Origin of the sequence: Thiorhodovibrio winogradskyi (assembly GCF_036208045.1) — a bacterium.
Lineage (GTDB): Bacteria > Pseudomonadota > Gammaproteobacteria > Chromatiales > Chromatiaceae > Thiorhodovibrio > Thiorhodovibrio winogradskyi.
Map to the genome: position 1 here is coordinate 5,005,446 of NZ_CP121472.1, position 23,413 is coordinate 5,028,858.

General features: G+C 62.1%; 1 protein-coding gene (running past one end of the window). It reads left to right on the forward strand.

Going from position 1 to position 23,413, the window contains the following annotated elements:
- Positions 1-23,334 carry the 3' portion of a hypothetical protein gene (locus Thiowin_RS23050; RefSeq protein WP_328985310.1) on the forward strand. It extends 12,915 nt beyond the left edge of the window, so 23,334 of the gene's 36,249 nt are visible here — the last part of the coding sequence; its start codon lies beyond the left edge, outside the window; it ends in the stop codon at positions 23,332-23,334.
- Positions 23,335-23,413 lie beyond the last annotated feature (79 nt).

The window sequence follows — 23,413 nt, forward strand, 5'->3', positions numbered from 1 at the left end:
CTGATCAGCATTAGTGGCCAGGGTGGCATCCTGGTAGAGGGTGAGCTGAACCTGATCACCGGCGGCGATCTCAGCATCCAGTCCACCGCCGAGCTACAGGACGATCAGCTCAGCCTGCTGACCCCCATCATCTCCACCGAGACCATCACTGTGCAAGTGGTGACCGGCTACCAGCAGGTGGCCGACGGCTTCATTACCGTACCCAAGGTGAGCTGGGTCACCACCACAGTGACCGAGCAGACCGGCACCGAGGAGGTCAAGGCCGGCATCCGCTACCACAGCATGGATGTAACCCTGGTGCAGGAGGGTTACTACAACGGCAGCATCTTTAGGGAATGGTTTGTCGAGGGTGTGGATTACCACAACAACCAGGTGAATTGGGCGCTGACCGGCGCCGCCAACCCTGGCACGGGCTACAAGCCCTTTAGCGACCTGAACGACCTGCAACGGGCTGCCGTTCTCAAGCATCTGGGCTACAAGGAGGCCTATAGCTTCAGCTACAGCAATCCCTTGTTACACCAGGTCATCAACGGCAATCCGACCCAGCAGGCTTGGAGCCCGGACTGGGCCGGCAATGCCAATACCTGGCAGAACATCCAGGTCGCTGGCTGGGAGGACAAATATATCCTTATGCCCACCGGAGCGGCGGCCGATGTGTTGCGGGTGGTGAGTCAGGGTGAGGCCAGTGTGGGCTTTGAGGATGTGGGAGAGTACCGCGACCTTGCCAAGGTGCTTTATACCCAGGACAAATCAAGCCATACCTATAGTAGCGGAACCTATTTTTATAAAACCGATCTTGATAGCAGTATTGGCCGTTGGGATATTTCCTATAACGGCAATGGGCAGCGCGAGTATGCCGTAACCGACGGTAGAACAGGCGGCAGCACAGTTTCCCATAGCTATTTGCCAGCTTGGTATTATGCGTCAGATGCGGGAAGCTTCTATGACAATCCCACTACGGGCGGGACCGGAACCGGCCGCTATGTGCTGGTCCCGGATGGCTATTTGAATACCACGGCTAGCCTGACCGGTGAAACATTGGTTGGCACTCAGACGCTCAAGGTAGGCGAGCACTACGATAAGTGGTTTGATGTCTCTGTGGTATGGAACTATACCTGGCACGATATAGATACCGAGGATGGAGCGGAGGAAGAGTGGGCCATAGGCCAAGCTGGTCTGGCGCCAGATGTTAATGCGCGTAAACACTATTTCTGGGAGGGTGCTGGCGACGGAGGCTATTATTACCATAACCATACGCTTTACTCGGGCAGGCTCCAGAATGGGACCCAGCTCTATCTCTTTGCCAACTTTCGGGAAGATGATGCCGCCTGGCCGTGGGAGCGTAATCCCCCCTGGTCGTTTGATCCGGCCGATGACGTGTTCATTGATGCAAGTGAATGGATCACGATTCCGGAAAATAGTACTATCACAAGAACTTATACAAGTCCTGGTAATGCTGAGATTAGATACACCATCTCATCCAGCTCCGTTTGGGTCAAAGGATATGATATCAACGAAACATTCAGGAACTACAGCTACGACTGGACCTCTACCTGGACGGATATATTCGACACCCGCAAAACCCTGAATTACGCCTACACTAGCGACACCACAGATATCTTTGAGACCCGACCGGTATTCAACAGCTATGATGTCAGCACCAAGGTGGTGCAGGAACAGCAATACACCATCTGGCGTAACGAGCCCATCTTTAGCGACCAGTTTATCGATCGCTCCATTCGCACCTATGACCAGAGCGATGTGGGCTATGGCAAATTCGAGAACGATGCCCTGCGCGCCGGCGGCGATATCCGCATCATCACCGGTGGCGATACCTCGGTCAGCGGCCTGATCACCGGCAGCGGCGCGGATAGCGATATCCATATCAGCGCTGGCGGCGACATTCGCATCACCGGCGAAGTGCCCGATGGCGCGCCTGAAGGCACCCTAGCCGCCGAATCCCTGTTACTGACCTCCGGCAACATTGTTCTGGATGCCGTCGGCAGCCTGACCATCGGTGATGCTGGGGCGCTGGAGACCGCCAGCGGAGGCATCGGCCTGACCGCCGGCGCCGGCCTGACGGCGGAAGGTCATCTGAGCGCCGCCGGCGCCATTGACCTGGCCGCACAGGACGACATCGGCCTGGGCTCCGAAATCACCAGCGCCGGTTCCATCAGCATTCGCGCCGGCCTGGACGGCAGCGGCGGCATCAGTGGCAGCGTCGAGGCCCTGCTGCACAGCACAGGCCTGGGTTCCTCCATTCAGCTCAGCGCAGGCAGCCTCTCGGGCGATATCAGCCTGGTCGGCAACTCGCTGACGGGCGACAACCTGAGCCTGACGGCGAGCGCCGGCGCGGTGCACCACAGCGGCGGCCTGCTCCAGGGCAGCGACCTGACCATCAGCGCCCGCGACGGCGTCAGCGCCCTCACCAAAGTCGCCAATCTGGAAGCCATCAACAGCGGCAGCGGCGGCATCCGCATCGACAACCAAGGCGAGCTGAGTATCAGCAGCCTGGACACCGGCAGCGGCGCCATCGACCTGACCAACTATGGCGCGGTGACGGCGGGCGCCCTGCGCACCGGCGGCCTGACCGATGCCGATGATATCGCCGTGCGTATCTACAACGGCGGCCTGACCTATACCACCCTGGAAACCGGCCTGGGCGGGCTGGGCGATATCAGCCTGGAACTGCAAGGGGCCCTCACCAGCACCGGCGGCGCCCCCCTGATTCGCGCCGATGAACTGACCATCGATCTGCCCGGCGCCATCACCATCACCACCGAAATCAACAGCCTGATCGCCCGTTCCTATGAGGGCGGCGATGTCAGCATTGAGGACATCAGCAGCAATGGGCTGAACGTCCTGAGCCTCATCGTTGCCGAAGGCGACCTCAGCCTGATGGCCGCTGGTAACCTCGGCCTGCAATCGGTCAACCTGCTCAGCGAGCGGCGTGACGCCGGCATCAGCAGCGGAGGCAGCATCACCGGCCTGGCCAACGGCACCGAGCCTAACCTGATTGCCGATAGCCTGATCCTGGCGGCCCAGACCGGCATCCATGCCCTAGCCACCCAGACCAATGAACTGACCTCAGTCACCACCAGCAGCGGCGGCATCGCCATCAGCAACCGCGAGAGTGCTGAGGACGACATCGAGGATCTCTTTGTCCGTTCGGTCAGCGCCGCTGCCGGCGATGTGGTTATCAGCAGCGACGGCAACCTGGTGGTGCGCGAGGTGCAGGCGACCGGCGCGGGCGCGCTCCTGTCCCTGACCAGCACCGCCGGCAGTCTCATTATTCGTGATCCGGCAGTGGAGGGTGGTCTGGGTATCGATGCCGACAACATCCTGCTGGACGCCCACACCAAACTGGACCTGGAAGTGCAGGTGGACGCCAGCCAGTCCCTGACTTTGCGCACCGGCGAACGCTTCACCCTGTTGACAGATCAGGCCTACGGCGCCCAGGACATCCGCATCGAGTCCGACGACACCGTGGAGATGGGCGGCAATTTGGTCATGGGTAACGGCTCCCTGTTCATCGAGTCGGGGCGCAATATTCTGCTCGACGGCACCATCTCCGCCAGCGGCGGCGGGGAGTTGGGCAGCCTGGAGCTGGTCACCACGGGCAGCAATCCGCTGGTGGTGTTCGATACCGATCCGCTGTTTGGCTTTGAAATCTATCGGGATGCCAACGGCAACGAGATACTGCGCAACGACGCCGACGGCAACTACTACATGACCGCCAAGAATGGCCTGTTGGCCCATTCCAGCCTCTTCTTCCCGGATACGGCGGGCGCGGCGGCCCAGTCCATTATCGCCTTCTCCGCCAATGCTGATGGCAGCGGAGATCTGTTTGACATTGATGGCAATGCCATCGACGCCTCCCGCGTCACCATCCTCGGGCGCGGTTATTTCGAGGTGAGCATCCCTGATCCGAGCAGCCTGGAACGCCAGTTCCGCCTGCTGGAAAGCAGTGAGATTCGGGTGGACCTGGGCAACCAGAGCTTTGGCCAGATGCGCCTCATTGCGGGTGGTAGCGCCGGCGTCATTGATCTCAATGCAGATCAGAACCTGGATCTGAGCGGGCACAGTCTGCAAGCCAGCGGCGAGATCAGCCTCGACACGACGGGCAGCCTGACCCTGGGCGAAGGCTCCCTGGGCGGCTACCAGAACAATCTGCCGGAATTCATCAACCTCAGCGCCGGCGGTGACATCCGCATCAACCAGAGCCTGGCGGTGGAAGATGGGGTTCGCTACATCATCGAAGCCCCCTACGCTGTCGATGGTCGCATCAGCCTGGACAGCGGCGGCGCCATCTCAATGGGCAGCACCCTGTATCGCCTCACCGGTACCGAGATCGACGCCAGTGCGCAAAGCGGCATCAGCCTGAATACCGATGCCGAGCGCATCAGCGCCAACCTCAGCGGCTCCGGCGCCATCGGCCTGACCGATGCCGGGGCAGTGACCGTTGAGCAGGCGGTGATTTCCGGCAGTGGCAATATCAGCCTGTCCGCCCAGTCCGATCTGGAACTGCTGGATGTGCAAATCCGCACCGATGCGGTGGGTAACGGCGTCAATGCCAGCAGTGTCGGTGGCGATATTCGCATCGACCTGATCGATGCCGGACGCACCAACGGCCAGGTCTTGCTCACGGCCGCCGGCAAGATCGTCGAGGTGCAGCCCGATGATGCCGATGTGGATATTCGCGCTCAGTCGCTGATGGCCATTTCGGACAGCGACCCGACAGCGACATTGTTTGACCTGGAATATGAAAGCGATACCGCGCAGATCGGCCGTCCGACCAACCTGGAACTCACCTACACCGGCGATCTGGCGCTGACCGGCAGCTATGTCGGTTATGCCGAGATCAATGTCACCGGCACCCTCTATCTGGATTCCTTCAGCGCAGGCTCTTACATCAACGCCACCGCCACCGGGGGTATTGTGGTGCGGGGCAATGCCCTTGAGAGTGGCGGCAGCGTCACTCTCGAGAGTAACGGACTTCTTTTTGAAAACGTGGTGAGGGTCTCAGGCACCACCCTCGACTTAGATGCCGGCAGCGGCATTATTACCCTGGCGGACGGATCAGAACTGATCAGCACCACAGGGTCGCTCAACCTCGGCGCCGATGGCGACATCCTGGTGTCGAATCTCAATTCAGCCTCAAGCGTCACGCTGAATTCCCGCACGGGCGCCATCCGCGACAACACCCTGGATGAGAATCCCAATATCACGGCCACAGGTCTGATCAGTCTCACCGCGGCCACAGGCGTTGGTAGCGGCACCACCGATGGCGATGTCGACATCCAGGGTGCAGTGACGGCAACCACCCAGAGCGGGGGCATCTATCTGGAAGACCCCGATGACATGGTGCTCGGGGCTATCACCGCCAACACCGGCAACTTGGTCCTCGCCAGCGGTGGCGATCTGACCCTGGATGGCGATCTGACCGCTAGCAATGGCGATCTCAGCCTTACAGCCATTGGCGCCTTCAGTCAAAATGCCGATATCAGCGTCAGCGGCAGCGCCGACATCACCAGCCTTGGTGCCACCCTGACCGATAACATCCAACTCAGCGCCGCCAGCCTCAATCTGGATGCAGGCAGCGGCAGCCTGACCATGCAGACTGGCTCGACGCTTGCTGCCAGTGGAAACATGGCCCTGACAGGGGATGCCGCCATCCGTCTGGCGAATGTGTTGGCGGACTCCAACCTCAGCCTCGACACCACCGGTTCGGTCATATTGGATGGTACCCAAACGATTCTCGGCACAACCGATATCTCTGGCCAGAGCCTGCAACTGCTCGAAAACAACAGTCTGACCCTGGCCAGCAGCAGCTTCAACGGCGGCAGCGCCTTTGCCGGCAGTTTCAGCATGGCTGCAAACAGCCAGATCACCACCGGCGCTGACTTCAGCCTGGCTGCTGAAGGCATCGACCTGGCGCTGAATTCCAGCATCAGCGCCGCCAGCCTCAATCTGGATGCAGGCACAGCCGACCTCTCAATGGGAACCGGCTCCAACCTCACCAGCACTACCGGCACCATGACCCTGAAGGCAGACGGCGCCCTGGACCTGGCCAGTCTGACCATCGCCGCCGACTTCAGCAGCCAAGGCGGTGAAACCCGCTTCAGCGAAGCCCTAACCATCGGCGGCAACGGCCAAATCACGAGCAGCGCCGGCGTCACCCTGGCCGATGCCATGACCGTCAACGGCAACCTGTACCTGGATGCCAGCGGCGCCTACACCCAAGACAGCACCCTAAGCGTCGGCGGTGATCTGAGCTTAAGCCTTGCCGGCTCCTATAACCAAGAAGCTGCTTTGACTGTTCACGGTAACTTCAGTCTTGCCACCCAGGGCAGCTACTCGCAAAACGCCAACGCCAACATCACCGGCAGCGCCGACATCATCAGCCTTGGCGCCACCCTGGCCGATAACATCCAGCTCAGCGCCGCCAGCCTCAATCTGGACGCGGGCACAGCCGACCTCTCAATGGGAACCGACTCCAACCTGACCAGCACCACCGGCACCATGGCCCTAAAGGCAGACGGCGCCCTGGACCTGGCAAGCCTGACCATCGCCACCGACTTCAGCAGCCAAGGCGGGGCGACCACCTTCGGCGAAGCCGTCCAGATAGACGGCAACGGCCACATCACCAGCAGCGCCGGCGTCACCCTGGCCGATGCCATGACCGTCAACGGCAACCTGTACCTGGATGCCAGCGGCGCCTACACCCAAGACAGCACCCTAAGCGTCGGCGGTGATCTGAGCTTAAGCCTTGCCGGCTCCTATAACCAAGAAGCTGCTTTGACTGTTCACGGTAACTTCAGTCTTGCCACCCAGGGCAGCTACTCGCAAAACGCCAACGCCAACATCACCGGCAGCGCCGACATCATCAGCCTTGGCGCCACCCTGGCCGATAACATCCAGCTCAGCGCCGCCAGCCTCAATCTGGACGCGGGCACAGCCGACCTCTCAATGGGAACCGACTCCAACCTGACCAGCACCACCGGCACCATGGTCCTAAAGGCAGACGGTGCCCTGGAGCTGGCCAGTCTGACCATCGCCGCCGACTTCAGCAGCCAAGGCGGTGAAACCCGCTTCAGCGAAGCCCTAACCATCGGCGGCAACGGCCAAATCACGAGCAGCGCCGGCGTCACTCTGGCCGATGCCCTCACGGTCGACGGCAACCTGAACCTGGATGCCAGCGGCGCCTACACCCAGGACGGTGCTTTGACTGTCGCCGGTGACCTGACCCTGACCACGGGCAGCAGCTATCTCCAAAACGCTGAAACCGAAGTCGGCGGCGATTTCAGTTTGAGTGCCGATGGCCTCTACACCCAAAACGCCAACACCAGCATCACCGGCAGCGCCGACATCACCAGCCTTGGCGCCACCCTGGCCGATAACATCCAGCTCAGCGCCGCCAGCCTCAATCTGGATGCGGGCACAGCCGACCTCTCAATGGGAACCGGCTCCAACCTGACCAGCACCACCGGCACCATGGTCCTAAAGGCAGACGGCGCCCTGGACCTGGCAAGCCTGACCATCGCCACCGACTTCAGCAGCCAAGGCGGGGCGACCACCTTCGGCGAAGCCGTCCAGATAGACGGCAACGGCCACATCACCAGCAGCGCCGGCGTCACCCTGGCCGATGCCATGACCGTCAACGGCAACCTGTACCTGGATGCCAGCGGCGCCTACACCCAAGACAGCACCCTAAGCGTCGGCGGCGACCTGACCCTGGCCACGGGCAGCAGCTCTACCCAAAACGCTGAAACCGAAGTCGGCGGCGATTTCAGTTTGAGTGCCGAGGGTCTCTTCACCCAGAACGCCGATACCAGCATCACCGGCAGCGCCAACATCACCAGCCTTGGCACCACCCTGGCAGATAACACCCAGCTTAGCGCCGCCAGCCTCAATCTGGATGCCGGAAGCGGCCCCATCACCATGGACACAGGCTCTGAACTCATCACTACCAGTGGTGATCTGAACCTGAGCACAACGGGCACCCTGACGTTGGCCGGTCTGAGTGTTGCCGGAGACTTCAGCAGCCAAGGCGGTGAAACCACCTTCGGGGCAGCCGTCACCATCAACGGCAACGGCCAAATCACCAGCAGCGCCGACGTCACCCTGGCCGATGCCCTCACGGTCGACGGCAACCTGAGTCTGGATGCCAGCGGCGCCTACACCCAGGACGGCACCCTAAGCGTCGGCGGCGATCTGACCCTGACCACGGGCAGCAGCTATACCCAGAACGCCAACACTAGCATCACCGGCAGCGCCGAAATCACCAGCCTAGGCGCCAGCCTGGCCGATAACATCCAGCTCAGCGCCGCCAGCCTCAATCTGGATGCGGGCAGCGGCAGCCTGACCATGCAAACCGGTTCGACGCTTGCTGCCAGTGGAAACATGGTCCTGACAGGGAATGCCGCCATCCGTCTGGCGAATGTGTCGGCGGACTCCAACCTCAGCCTCGACACCACCGGTTCGGTCATATTGGATGGTACCCAAACGATTCTCGGCACAACCGATATCTCTGGCCAGAGTCTGCAACTGCTCGAAAACAACAGCCTGACCCTGGTCGGCAGCAGCTTCAACGACGGCAGCGTCTTTGCGGGCAGCTTCAGCATGGCCGCAAACAGCCAGATCACCGCCAGTGCTGACCTCAGCCTGGCTGCTGAAGGCATCGACCTGGCGCTGAATTCCAGCATCAGCGCCGCCAGCCTCAATCTGGATGCGGGCACTGGCGACCTCTCAATGGGAACCGGCTCCGATCTCGTTACCACCAACGGTGACCTGAACCTGACGACTGATGGCAGCCTGACGTTGGCTGCTCTGAGCGTTGCCGCCAACTTCAGCAGCAGCGGTAGGGAGACGCGCTTTAACGAAATCGTTGATATCAACGGCAATGGCCAAATCACCAGCACTGCTGGCATCACCTTGGCCGAAGCCATAACCGTCAAGGGCAACCTGAGCCTGGATGCCAGCGGTGCCTACACCCAGGACGGCACCCTAAGCGTCGGCGGCGACCTGACCCTGACCACAGGCAGCGGCTATCTCCAAAACGCTGAAACCGAAGTCGGCGGCGATTTCAGTTTGAGCACCGAGGGCCTCTTCACCCAGAACGCCGATACCAGCATCACCGGCAGCGCCAACATCACCAGCCTTGGTGCCACCCTGGCCGATAACATCCAACTCCGCGCCGCCAGCCTCAATCTGGATGCCGGAAGCGGCCCCATCACCATGGACACAGGCTCTGAACTCATCACTACCAGTGGTGATCTGAACCTGAGCACAACGGGCACCCTGACGTTGGCCGGTCTGAGTGTTGCCGGAGACTTCAGCAGCCAAGGCGGTGAAACCACCTTCGGGGCAGCCGTCACCATCAACGGCAACGGCCAAATCACCAGCAGCGCCGACGTCACCCTGGCCGATGCCCTCACGGTCGACGGCAACCTGAGTCTGGATGCCAGCGGCGCCTACACCCAGGACGGCACCCTAAGCGTCGGCGGCGATCTGACCCTGACCACGGGCAGCAGCTATACCCAGAACGCTGAAACCGAAGTCGGCGGCGATTTCAGTTTGAGTGCCGAGGGTCTCTTCACCCAGAACGCCGATACCAGCATCACCGGCAGCGCCAACATCACCAGCCTTGGCACCACCCTGGCAGATAACACCCAGCTTAGCGCCGCCAGCCTCAATCTGGATGCCGGAAGCGGCCCCATCACCATGGACACAGGCTCTGAACTCATCACTACCAGTGGTGATCTGAACCTGAGCACAACGGGCACCCTGACGTTGGCCGGTCTGAGTGTTGCCGGAGACTTCAGCAGCCAAGGCGGTGAAACCACCTTCGGGGCAGCCGTCACCATCAACGGCAACGGCCAAATCACCAGCAGCGCCGACGTCACCCTGGCCGATGCCCTCACGGTCGACGGCAACCTGAGTCTGGATGCCAGCGGCGCCTACACCCAGGACGGCACCCTAAGCGTCGGCGGCGATCTGACCCTGACCACGGGCAGCAGCTATACCCAGAACGCCAACACCAGCATCACCGGCAGCGCCGACATCATCAGCCTAGGCGCCAGCCTGGCCGATAACATCCAGCTCAGCGCCGCCAGCCTCAATCTGGATGCGGGCAGCGGCAGCCTGACCATGCAAACCGGTTCGACGCTTGCTGCCAGTGGAAACATGGTCCTGACAGGGAATGCCGCCATCCGTCTGGCGAATGTGTCGGCGGACTCCAACCTCAGCCTCGACACCACCGGTTCGGTCATATTGGATGGTACCCAAACGATTCTCGGCACAACCGATATCTCTGGCCAGAGCCTGCAACTGCTCGAAAACAACAGTCTGACCCTGGCCAGCAGCAGCTTCAACGGCGGCAGCGCCTTTGCCGGCAGTTTCAGCATGGCTGCAAACAGCCAGATCACCACCGGCGCTGACTTCAGCCTGGCTGCTGAAGGCATCGACCTGGCGCTGAATTCCAGCATCAGCGCCGCCAGCCTCAATCTGGATGCGGGCACTGGCGACCTCTCAATGGGAACCGGCTCCGATCTCGTTACCACCAACGGTGACCTTAACCTGACGACTGATGGCAGCCTGACGTTGGCTGCTCTGAGCGTTGCCGCCAACTTCAGCAGCAGCGGTAGGGAGACGCGCTTTAACGAAATCGTTGATATCAACGGCAATGGCCAAATCACCAGCACTGCTGGCATCACCTTGGCCGAAGCCATAACCGTCAAGGGCAACCTGAGCCTGGATGCCAGCGGTGCCTACACCCAGGACGGCACCCTAAGCGTCGGCGGCGACCTGACCCTGACCACAGGCAGCGGCTATCTCCAAAACGCTGAAACCGAAGTCGGCGGCGATTTCAGTTTGAGCACCGAGGGCCTCTACACCCAGAACGCCGATACCAGCATCACCGGCAGTGCTGACATCACCAGCCTTGGTGCCACCCTGGCCGATAACATCCAACTCCGCGCCGCCAGCCTCAATCTGGATGCGGGCAGCGGCGACCTATTGATGGGAACCGGCTCCAACCTGACCAGCACCACCGGCACCATGACCCTGAGAGCGGACGGTTCCCTAGACCTGGCCAGTCTGACCATCGCCACCGACTTCAGTAGCTGCGGTGGGGAGACGCGCTTTAACGAAATCGTTGATATCACCGGCAACGGCCAGATCACCAGCAGCGCCGGTGTCACCCTGGCCGATGCCCTCACGGTCGACGGCAACCTGAGCCTGGATGCCAGCGGCGCCTACACCCAAGACAGCACCCTAAGCGTCGGCGGCGACCTGACCCTGGCCACGGGCAGCAGCTCTACCCAAAACGCTGAAACCGAAGTCGGCGGCGATTTCAGTTTGAGTGCCGAGGGTCTCTTCACCCAGAACGCCGATACCAGCATCACCGGCAGCGCCAACATCACCAGCCTTGGCACCACCCTGGCAGATAACACCCAGCTTAGCGCCGCCAGCCTCAATCTGGATGCCGGAAGCGGCCCCATCACCATGGACACAGGCTCTGAACTCATCACTACCAGTGGTGATCTGAACCTGAGCACAACGGGCACCCTGACGTTGGCCGGTCTGAGTGTTGCCGGGGACTTCAGCAGCCAAGGCGGTGAAACCACCTTCGGGGCAGCCGTCACCATCAACGGCAACGGCCAAATCACCAGCAGCGCCGACGTCACCCTGGCCGATGCCCTCACGGTCGACGGCAACCTGAGTCTGGATGCCAGCGGCGCCTACACCCAGGACGGCACCCTAAGCGTCGGCGGCGATCTGACCCTGACCACGGGCAGCAGCTATACCCAGAACGCCAACACTAGCATCACCGGCAGCGCCGACATCACCAGCCTAGGCGCCAGCCTGGCCGATAACATCCAGCTCAACGCCGCCAGCCTGAATCTGGATGCCGGAACTGGCCCCATCACCATGAACACAGGCTCTGATCTCATTACTACCAGCGGTGATCTGAACCTGAGCACAACGGGCACCCTGACTCTGGCCGGTCTGAGTGTTGCCGGAGACTTCAGCAGCCAAGGCGATGAAACCCGCTTCAGCGAAGCCGTCCAGATTGACGGCAACGGCCAAATCACCAGCAGCGCCGGCGTCACCCTGGCCGATGCCATGACCGTCGACGGCAATCTGAGTTTGGATGCCAGCGGCGCCTACACCCAGGACGGCACCCTAAGCATCGGCGGTGACCTGACCCTGACCACGGGCAGCAGCTCTACCCAAAACGCTGAAACCGAAGTCGGCGGCGATTTCAGTTTGAGTGCCGATGGCCTCTACACCCAAAACGCCAACACCAGCATCACCGGCAGCGCCGACATCATCAGCCTTGGCGCCACCCTGGCCGATAACATCCAGCTCAGCGCCGCCAGCCTCAATCTGGACGCGGGCACAGCCGACCTCTCAATGGGAACCGGCTCCAACCTGACCAGCACCACCGGCACCATGGTCCTAAAGGCAGACGGCGTCCTGGACCTGGCAAGCCTGACCATCGCCACCGACTTCAGCAGCCAAGGCGGTGAAACCCGCTTCAGCGAAGCCCTAACCATCGGCGGCAACGGCCAAATCACCAGCAGCGCCGGTGTCACCCTGGCCGATGCCCTGACGGTCGACGGCAACCTGAGTCTGAACGCTGCGGGCGCCTACACCCAAGACAGCACTCTAAGCGTCGGCGGTGACCTGACCCTGACCACGGGCAGCAGCTCTACCCAAAACGCTGAAACCGAAGTTGGCGGCGATTTCAGTTTGAGTGCCGAGGGTCTCTACACCCAGAACGCCAGCACCCGTATCACCGGCAGCGCCGACATCACCAGCCTAGGCGCCAGCCTGGCCGATAACATCCAGCTCAGCGCCGCCAGCCTCAATCTGGATGCGGGCAGCGGCAGCCTGACCATGCAAACCGGTTCGACGCTTGCTGCCAGTGGAAACATGGTCCTGACAGGGAATGCCGCCATCCGTCTGGCGAATGTGTCGGCGGACTCCAACCTCAGCCTCGACACCACCGGTTCGGTCATATTGGATGGTACCCAAACGATTCTCGGCACAACCGATATCTCTGGCCAGAGCCTGCAACTGCTCGAAAACAACAGTCTGACCCTGGCCAGCAGCAGCTTCAACGGCGGCAGCGCCTTTGCCGGCAGTTTCAGCATGGCCGCAAACAGCCAGATCACCACCGGCGCTGACTTCAGCCTGGCTGCTGAAGGCATCGACCTGGCGCTGAATTCCAGCATCAGCGCCGCCAGCCTCAATCTGGATGCGGGCACTGGCGACCTAGCGATGGGAACCGGCTCCAACCTCACCAGCACCACCGGCACCATGACCCTAAAGGCAGACGGCGCCCTGGACCTGGCAAGCCTGACCATCGCCACCGACTTCAGCAGCCAAGGCGGGGCGACCACCTTCGGCGAAGCCGTCCAGATAGACGGCAACGGCCACATCACCAGCAGCGCCGGCGTCACCCTGGCCGATGCCATGACCGTCAACGGCAACCTGTACCTGGATGCCAGCGGCGCCTACACCCAAGACAGCACCCTAAGCGTCGGCGGTGATCTGAGCTTAAGCCTTGCCGGCTCCTATAACCAAGAAGCTGCTTTGACTGTTCACGGTAACTTCAGTCTTGCCACCCAGGGCAGCTACTCGCAAAACGCCAACACCAGCATCACCGGCAGCGCCGACATCACCAGCCTTGGCGCCACCCTGGCCGATAACATCCAGCTCAGCGCCGCCAGCCTCAATCTGGACGCGGGCACAGCCGACCTCTCAATGGGAACCGGCTCCAACCTGACCAGCACCACCGGCACCATGGTCCTAAAGGCAGACGGCGCCCTGGACCTGGCAAGCCTGACCATCGCCACCGACTTCAGCAGCCAAGGCGGGGCGACCACCTTCGGCGAAGCCCTAACCATCGGCGGCAACGGCCACATCACCAGCAGCGCGGGTGTCACCCTGGCCGATGCCCTCACGGTCGACGGCAACCTGAGCCTGGATGCCAGCGGCGCCTACACCCAAGACAGCACCCTAAGCGTCGGCGGCGACCTGACCCTGGCCACGGGCAGCAGCTATACCCAGAACGCCAACGCCAGCATCACCGGCAGCGCCGACATCACCAGCCTTGGCGCCACCCTGGCCGATAACATCCAGCTCAGCGCCGCCAGCCTCAATCTGGATGCGGGCACAGCCGACCTCTCAATGGGAACCGGCTCCAACCTGACCAGCACCACCGGCACCATGGTCCTAAAGGCAGACGGCGCCCTGGACCTGGCAAGCCTGACCATCGCCACCGACTTCAGCAGCCAAGGCGGGGCGACCACCTTCGGCGAAGCCGTCCAGATAGACGACAACGGCCACATCACCAGCAGCGCCGGCGTCACCCTGGCCGATGCCATGACCGTCAACGGCAACCTGTACCTGGATGCCAGCGGCGCCTACACCCAAGACAGCACCCTAAGCGTCGGCGGCGACCTGACCCTGGCCACGGGCAGCAGCTATACCCAGAACGCCAACGCCAACATCACCGGCAGCGCCGACATCATCAGCCTTGGCGCCACCCTGGCCGATAACATCCAGCTCAGCGCCGCCAGCCTCAATCTGGACGCGGGCACAGCCGACATCTCAATGGGAACCGACTCCAACCTGACCAGCACCACCGGCACCATGACCCTGAAGGCAGACGGCGCCCTGGACCTGGCCAGCCTGAGCATCGCCACCGACTTCAGCAGCCAAGGCGGTGAAACCACCTTCGCCGAAGCCCTAACCATCGGCGGCAACGGCCAAATCACCAGCAGCGCCGGTGTCACCCTGGCCGATGCCCTGACGGTCGACGGCAACCTGAGTCTGAAAGCTGCGGGCGCCTACACCCAAGACAGCACTCTAAGCGTCGGCGGTGACCTGACCCTGACCACGGGCAGCAGCTCTACCCAAAACGCTGAAACCGAAGTTGGCGGCGATTTCAGTTTGAGTGCCGAGGGTCTCTACACCCAGAACGCCAGCACCCGTATCACCGGCAGCGCCGACATCACCAGCCTAGGCGCCAGCCTGGCCGATAACATCCAGCTCAGCGCCGCCAGCCTCAATCTGGATGCGGGCAGCGGCAGCCTGACCATGCAAACCGGTTCGACGCTTGCTGCCAGTGGAAACATGGTCCTGACAGGGAATGCCGCCATCCGTCTGGCGAATGTGTCGGCGGACTCCAACCTCAGCCTCGACACCACCGGTTCGGTCATATTGGATGGTACCCAAACGATTCTCGGCACAACCGATATCTCTGGCCAGAGCCTGCAACTGCTCGAAAACAACAGTCTGACCCTGGCCAGCAGCAGCTTCAACGGCGGCAGCGCCTTTGCCGGCAGTTTCAGCATGGCCGCAAACAGCCAGATCACCACCGGCGCTGACTTCAGCCTGGCTGCTGAAGGCATCGACCTGGCGCTGAATTCCAGCATCAGCGCCGCCAGCCTCAATCTGGATGCGGGCACTGGCGACCTAGCGATGGGAACCGGCTCCAACCTCACCAGCACCACCGGCACCATGACCCTAAAGGCAGACGGCGCCCTGGACCTGGCAAGCCTGACCATCGCCACCGACTTCAGCAGCCAAGGCGGGGCGACCACCTTCGGCGAAGCCGTCCAGATAGACGGCAACGGCCACATCACCAGCAGCGCCGGCGTCACCCTGGCCGATGCCATGACCGTCAACGGCAACCTGTACCTGGATGCCAGCGGCGCCTACACCCAAGACAGCACCCTAAGCGTCGGCGGTGATCTGAGCTTAAGCCTTGCCGGCTCCTATAACCAAGAAGCTGCTTTGACTGTTCACGGTAACTTCAGTCTTGCCACCCAGGGCAGCTACTCGCAAAACGCCAACGCCAACATCACCGGCAGCGCCGACATCATCAGCCTTGGCGCCACCCTGGCCGATAACATCCAGCTCAGCGCCGCCAGCCTCAATCTGGACGCGGGCACAGCCGACATCTCAATGGGAACCGACTCCAACCTGACCAGCACCACCGGCACCATGACCCTGAAGGCAGACGGCGCCCTGGACCTGGCCAGCCTGAGCATCGCCACCGACTTCAGCAGCCAAGGCGGTGAAACCACCTTCGCCGAAGCCCTAACCATCGGCGGCAACGGCCAAATCACCAGCAGCGCCGGTGTCACCCTGGCCGATGCCCTGACGGTCGACGGCAACCTGAGTCTGAAAGCTGCGGGCGCCTACACCCAAGACAGCACTCTAAGCGTCGGCGGTGACCTGACCCTGACCACGGGCAGCAGCTCTACCCAAAACGCTGAAACCGAAGTCGGCGGCGATTTCAGTTTGAGTGCCGATGGCCTCTACACCCAAAACGCCAACACCAGCATCACCGGCAGTGCCGACATCACCAGCCTTGGTGCCACCCTGGCCGATAACATCCAACTCCGCGCCGCCAGCCTCAATCTGGATGCGGGCAGCGGCGACCTATTGATGGGAACCGGCTCCAACCTGACCAGCACCACCGGCACCATGCCCCTGAGAGCGGACGGTTCCCTAGACCTGGCCAGTCTGACCATCGCCACCGACTTCAGTAGCTGCGGTGGGGAGACGCGCTTTAACGAAATCGTTGATATCACCGGCAACGGCCAGATCACCAGCAGCGCCGGTGTCACCCTGGCCGATGCCATGACCGTCAACGGCAACCTGTACCTGGATGCCAGCGGCGCCTACACCCAAGACAGCACCCTAAGCGTCGGCGGTGATCTGAGCTTAAGCCTTGCCGGCTCCTATAACCAAGAAGCTGCTTTGACTGTTCACGGTAACTTCAGTCTTGCCACCCAGGGCAGCTACTCGCAAAACGCCAACGCCAACATCACCGGCAGCGCCGACATCACCAGCCTTGGTGCCAGCCTGGCCAATAACATCCAGCTCAGCGCCGCCAGCCTCAATCTGGACGCGGGCACCGGCGACCTATCGATGGGAACCGGCTCCAACCTGACCAGCACCACCGGCACCATGGTCCTAAAGGCAGACGGCGCCCTGGACCTGGCAAGCCTGACCATCGCCACCGACTTCAGCAGCCAAGGCGGGGCGACCACCTTCGGCGAAACCGTCCAGATAGACGGCAACGGCCACATCACCAGCAGCGCCGGCGTCACCCTGGCCGATGCCATGACCGTCAACGGCAACCTGTACCTGGATGCCAGCGGCGCCTACACCCAAGACAGCACCCTAAGCGTCGGCGGTGATCTGAGCTTAAGCCTTGCCGGCTCCTATAACCAAGAAGCTGCTTTGACTGTTCACGGTAACTTCAGTCTTGCCACCCAGGGCAGCTACTCGCAAAACGCCAACGCCAACATCACCGGCAGCGCCGACATCATCAGCCTTGGCGCCACCCTGGCCGATAACATCCAGCTCAGCTCCGCCAGCCTCAATCTGGACGCGGGCACAGCCGACCTCTCAATGGGAACCGGCTCCAACCTGACCAGCACCACCGGCACCATGGTCCTAAAGGCAGACGGCGCCCTGGACCTGGCAAGCCTGACCATCGCCACCGACTTCAGCAGCCAAGGCGGGGCGACCACCTTCGGCGAAGCCCTAACCATCGGCGGCAACGGCCACATCACCAGCAGCGCGGGTGTCACCCTGGCCGATGCCCTCACGGTCGACGGCAACCTGAGCCTGGATGCCAGCGGCGCCTACACCCAAGACAGCACCCTAAGCGTCGGCGGCGACCTGACCCTGGCCACGGGCAGCAGCTATACCCAGAACGCCAACGCCAGCATCACCGGCAGCGCCGACATCACCAGCCTTGGCGCCACCCTGGCCGATAATATCCAGCTCAGCGCCGCCAGCCTCAATCTGGATGCGGGCACAGCCGACCTCTCAATGGGAACCGGCTCCAACCTGACCAGCACCACCGGCACCATGGTCCTAAAGGCAGACGGCGCCCTGGACCTGGCAAGCCTGACCATCGCCACCGACTTCAGCAGCCAAGGCGGGGCGACCACCTTCGGCGAAGCCGTCCAGATAGACGACAACGGCCACATCACCAGCAGCGCCGGCGTCACCCTGGCCGATGCCATGACCGTCAACGGCAACCTGTACCTGGATGCCAGCGGCGCCTACACCCAAGACAGCACCCTAAGCGTCGGCGGCGACCTGACCCTGGCCACGGGCAGCAGCTATACCCAGAACGCCAACGCCAGCATCACCGGCAGCGCCGACATCACCAGCCTTGGCGCCACCCTGGCCGATAACATCCAGCTCAGCGCCGCCAGCCTCAATCTGGATGCGGGCACAGCCGACCTCTCAATGGGAACCGGCGCCAACCTGACCAGCACCACCGGCACCATGACCCTGAGGGCAGACGGCGTCTTGGAGCTGGCCAGTCTGACCATCGCCACCGACTTCAGCAGCCAAGGCGGTGAAACCACCTTCGCCGAAGCCCTAACCATCGGCGGCAACGGCCAAATCACCAGCAGCGCGGGTGTCACCCTGGCCGATGCCCTCACGGTCGACGGCAACCTGAGTCTGAACGCTGCGGGCGCCTACACCCAAGACAGCACTCTAAGCGTCGGCGGTGACCTGACCCTGACCACGGGCAGCAGCTCTACCCAAAACGCTGAAACCGAAGTCGGCGGCGATTTCAGTTTGAGTGCCGATGGCCTCTACACCCAAAACGCCAACACCAGCATCACCGGCAGTGCCGACATCACCAGCCTTGGTGCCACCCTGGCCGATAACATCCAACTCCGCGCCGCCAGCCTCAATCTGGATGCGGGCAGCGGCGACCTATTGATGGGAACCGGCTCCAACCTGACCAGCACCACCGGCACCATGCCCCTGAGAGCGGACGGTTCCCTAGACCTGGCCAGTCTGACCATCGCCACCGACTTCAGTAGCTGCGGTGGGGAGACGCGCTTTAACGAAATCGTTGATATCACCGGCAACGGCCAGATCACCAGCAGCGCCGGTGTCACCCTGGCCGATGCCATGACCGTCAACGGCAACCTGTACCTGGATGCCAGCGGCGCCTACACCCAAGACAGCACCCTAAGCGTCGGCGGTGATCTGAGCTTAAGCCTTGCCGGCTCCTATAACCAAGAAGCTGCTTTGACTGTTCACGGTAACTTCAGTCTTGCCACCCAGGGCAGCTACTCGCAAAACGCCAACGCCAACATCACCGGCAGCGCCGACATCACCAGCCTTGGTGCCAGCCTGGCCAATAACATCCAGCTCAGCGCCGCCAGCCTCAATCTGGACGCGGGCACCGGCGACCTATCGATGGGAACCGGCTCCAACCTGACCAGCACCACCGGCACCATGGTCCTAAAGGCAGACGGCGCCCTGGACCTGGCAAGCCTGACCATCGCCACCGACTTCAGCAGCCAAGGCGGGGCGACCACCTTCGGCGAAACCGTCCAGATAGACGGCAACGGCCACATCACCAGCAGCGCCGGCGTCACCCTGGCCGATGCCATGACCGTCAACGGCAACCTGTACCTGGATGCCAGCGGCGCCTACACCCAAGACAGCACCCTAAGCGTCGGCGGTGATCTGAGCTTAAGCCTTGCCGGCTCCTATAACCAAGAAGCTGCTTTGACTGTTCACGGTAACTTCAGTCTTGCCACCCAGGGCAGCTACTCGCAAAACGCCAACGCCAACATCACCGGCAGCGCCGACATCATCAGCCTTGGCGCCACCCTGGCCGATAACATCCAGCTCAGCTCCGCCAGCCTCAATCTGGACGCGGGCACAGCCGACCTCTCAATGGGAACCGGCTCCAACCTGACCAGCACCACCGGCACCATGGTCCTAAAGGCAGACGGCGCCCTGGACCTGGCAAGCCTGACCATCGCCACCGACTTCAGCAGCCAAGGCGGGGCGACCACCTTCGGCGAAGCCCTAACCATCGGCGGCAACGGCCACATCACCAGCAGCGCGGGTGTCACCCTGGCCGATGCCCTCACGGTCGACGGCAACCTGAGCCTGGATGCCAGCGGCGCCTACACCCAAGACAGCACCCTAAGCGTCGGCGGCGACCTGACCCTGGCCACGGGCAGCAGCTATACCCAGAACGCCAACGCCAGCATCACCGGCAGCGCCGACATCACCAGCCTTGGCGCCACCCTGGCCGATAATATCCAGCTCAGCGCCGCCAGCCTCAATCTGGACGCGGGCACAGCCGACCTCTCAATGGGAACCGGCGCCAACCTGACCAGCACCACCGGCACCATGACCCTGAGGGCAGACGGCGTCTTGGAGCTGGCCAGTCTGACCATCGCCACCGACTTCAGCAGCCAAGGCGGTGAAACCACCTTCGCCGAAGCCCTAACCATCGGCGGCAACGGCCAAATCACCAGCAGCGCCGGTGTCACCCTGGCCGATGCCCTGACGGTCGACGGCAACCTGAGTCTGAACGCTGCGGGCGCCTACACCCAAGACAGCACTCTAAGCGTCGGCGGTGACCTGACCCTGACCACGGGCAGCAGCTCTACCCAAAACGCTGAAACCGAAGTTGGCGGCGATTTCAGTTTGGGCGCCGAGGGCCTCTACAGCCAGAACGCCAACGCCAACATCACCGGCAGTGCCGACATCACCAGCCTTGGTGCCAGCCTGGCCAATAACATCCAGCTCAGCGCCGCCAGCCTCAATCTGGACGCGGGCACCGGCGACCTATCGATGGGAACCGGCTCCAACCTGACCAGCACCACCGGCACCATGACCCTGAGGGCGGACGGCGCCCTGGACCTGGCCAGCCTGACCATCGACACCGACTTCAGCAGCCAAGGCGGTGAAACCACCTTCGGCGAAGCCCTAACCATCGGCGGCAACAGCCAAATCACCAGCAGCGCCGGCGTCACCCTGGCCGATGCCATGGCGGTCGACGGCAACTTGAGTTTGGATGCCAGCGGCGCCTACACCCAGGACGGTGCTTTGACTGTCGCCGGTGACCTGACCCTGACCACGGGCAGCAACTACACTTACAGCGCAAACACCCTCGTCGGCGGCGATCTGAGCTTGAGCCTTGGCAGCTCTTACAACCAAGAAGCTGCTTTGACTGTTCACGGCAACTTCAGTCTTGCCACCCAGGGCAGCTACTCGCAAAACGCCAACACAAGCATCAGCGGCAGCGCCGACATCACCAGCCTTGGTGCCAGCCTGGCCGATAACACCAAGCTTAGCGCCGCCAGCCTGAATCTGGACGCAGGTGCCGGCGACCTCTCAATGGGAACCGGCTCCAACCTGACCAGCACCACCGGCACCATGACCCTAAAGGCAGACGGCGCCCTAGACCTGGCCAGTCTGACTATCGCCACCGACTTCAGCAGCCAAGGCGGTGAAACCACCTTCGGCGAAGCCGTCACCATCAACGGCAACGGCCAAATCACCAGCAGCGCCGGCGTCACCCTGGGGGCGCCCATGACCTTCGGCGGCGCCCTGAGCCTGAACGCCGCTGGCGCCTATACCCAAGACGCGACGCTGAGCTTGGGGGGTGATTTCACGCTGACCACCCAGGGCACCTACACCCAGAACGCCAACACCAGCCTGGGCGGAAACGCTCGCATCACCAGCCAAGGCGCCACCTTGGCTGGGGGCATTCAATTCAGCGCCTCAAGCATCAACTTCAATGCCGGTGACGGCGCTCTGGTACTCAACAACGGATCGCAACTGAGCGCCACCAGCGACCTCAATCTGAGCGCCGCCGGCGATCTGCGCGTTTCCCGGGTCAGTGGCGCCACTGTCAGCCTCGGTTCCAGCGCTGGCGCCATCCTGGATAACAGTTCCGACGACAATCCGAACATCATCGCCAGTAACCAGATTATTCTCTCTGCTTACCGCAACATTGGCGGCGTCGGCGCCGCGGATCTCGACATCCAGGGGCCGGTGACTGCGGTGACCATGGCGGGCGACATTTTTCTGTCGGCCGCCGATGGGTTGCGCATCAATGGCCTTTATGCGGGAGGGAGCGTCCAGCTTGAGACGGCTGGCACTCTCACCCTCGACGGTGCTGGCGGGGTGGGTGGCAGCCTGCGGGCCACTTCCGGCGGGACGCTCAACATTGCCGGAACCTATGGGGCTGGCATCAACATGGATCTGACGGGAGCCAGCGTGCGGCAGTCCGGCAACCTGGCATTGACTGGCGCTGGCAACTTGCGGGTGACCTCATCCCAAGGGGAAATCCAGGTAACGGGTAGCACCCTGGTCAGCGGGGCCGGGGCGATGTTCTATACCTCGGCGACCTCTCTGGGCATCGGGCGCTTGACCAGTGGAGGGAGTATTCACCTCACGGCCTTGAATGGCGATATCCAGGATTTGTTCGCCGATACCTCGGTGAACCTCAGCGCGCCCGAGGTGCGCCTGCAAGCCAGCGGAAACATTGGCGCCTGGCCGAACAACCCTCTTGAACTCAATACCCAAGGATTCTCCGCCTTCAGTTCGGGTGGCAATATTCACCTTAGCCTTGCGGGCAGCGCTCAAATTATCGATCCCGGCGTCTGGACAGCGGGAACCGGGCAGATCGCACTGATTGCCGAGCAGGGCCGCATCGACTATGACGATATTCTCGGTAACGCGAATGTTGTGGTCCCCGGGGGCAACGTCGGGACCACCGGAGATGGACAAATCCGGATCGTGAATCGGGGCGGTGGTGCCGGGGTCGGCGGCGCATCCATCCTGCGTCAACTGGCAGAGAAAAACCTGGAAAAAGAGACAAGCATTATCGAGAAGAATCGTCCGAGCACGGCATCGACTTTGCTCAATGAGCTTCTCAATGACATTCAAGGGGCGAGCATTCTACAAGGGCTCTTCGACACCGTACCGCCCGAGGCCAATACCGCGGGCGGTCTATGGAGGGAGGATGCGTCATCCAGTGTTCTGGAAAGTTCTCTCATGGCGCGGACCACAGGGGATGTCTTGCATCGCCAACTCGGCAGCATGGTGCCGATATTCGGTTCCGACAACCCGCTGGTTCCCTCGGAGTGGCAGGCGGATTTCGACCAGGGCTCGGGTTTCGACGATGGGTTCCAAGACAATCCATCGCAACTGATGGATGCCTTCGGTTCATGGACCTCGGATCTGCTTGGCCTCCTTGATGGCTTTGGTTTGGGCACTGGTCTGGGAACCGGCTTGTTTGGCCAAAGTTTTTCGGATCCGACGACTGGATTGTCTCCGACAGGAGACATGGCGGAAGCAGACCCGGCGTTGGTGGAGGAGCCAACGCTTGAACTGGAAACCCTCGACGCGCAAGAGGAGGAGGAAGAGCTGATCATACCCAATGCCGACCTGGCCCCCCTGCCAACCCTGCAAGAACCCCCCTCTTCCGCCGGTAGAACAAGGAGCACCAATGAATAATTGAGTGGGGTTTGACAACTGGCAACTGACAACGGGCAACGAACCAATCACCATTTTTTCAACCCAAGCAAGAGACACC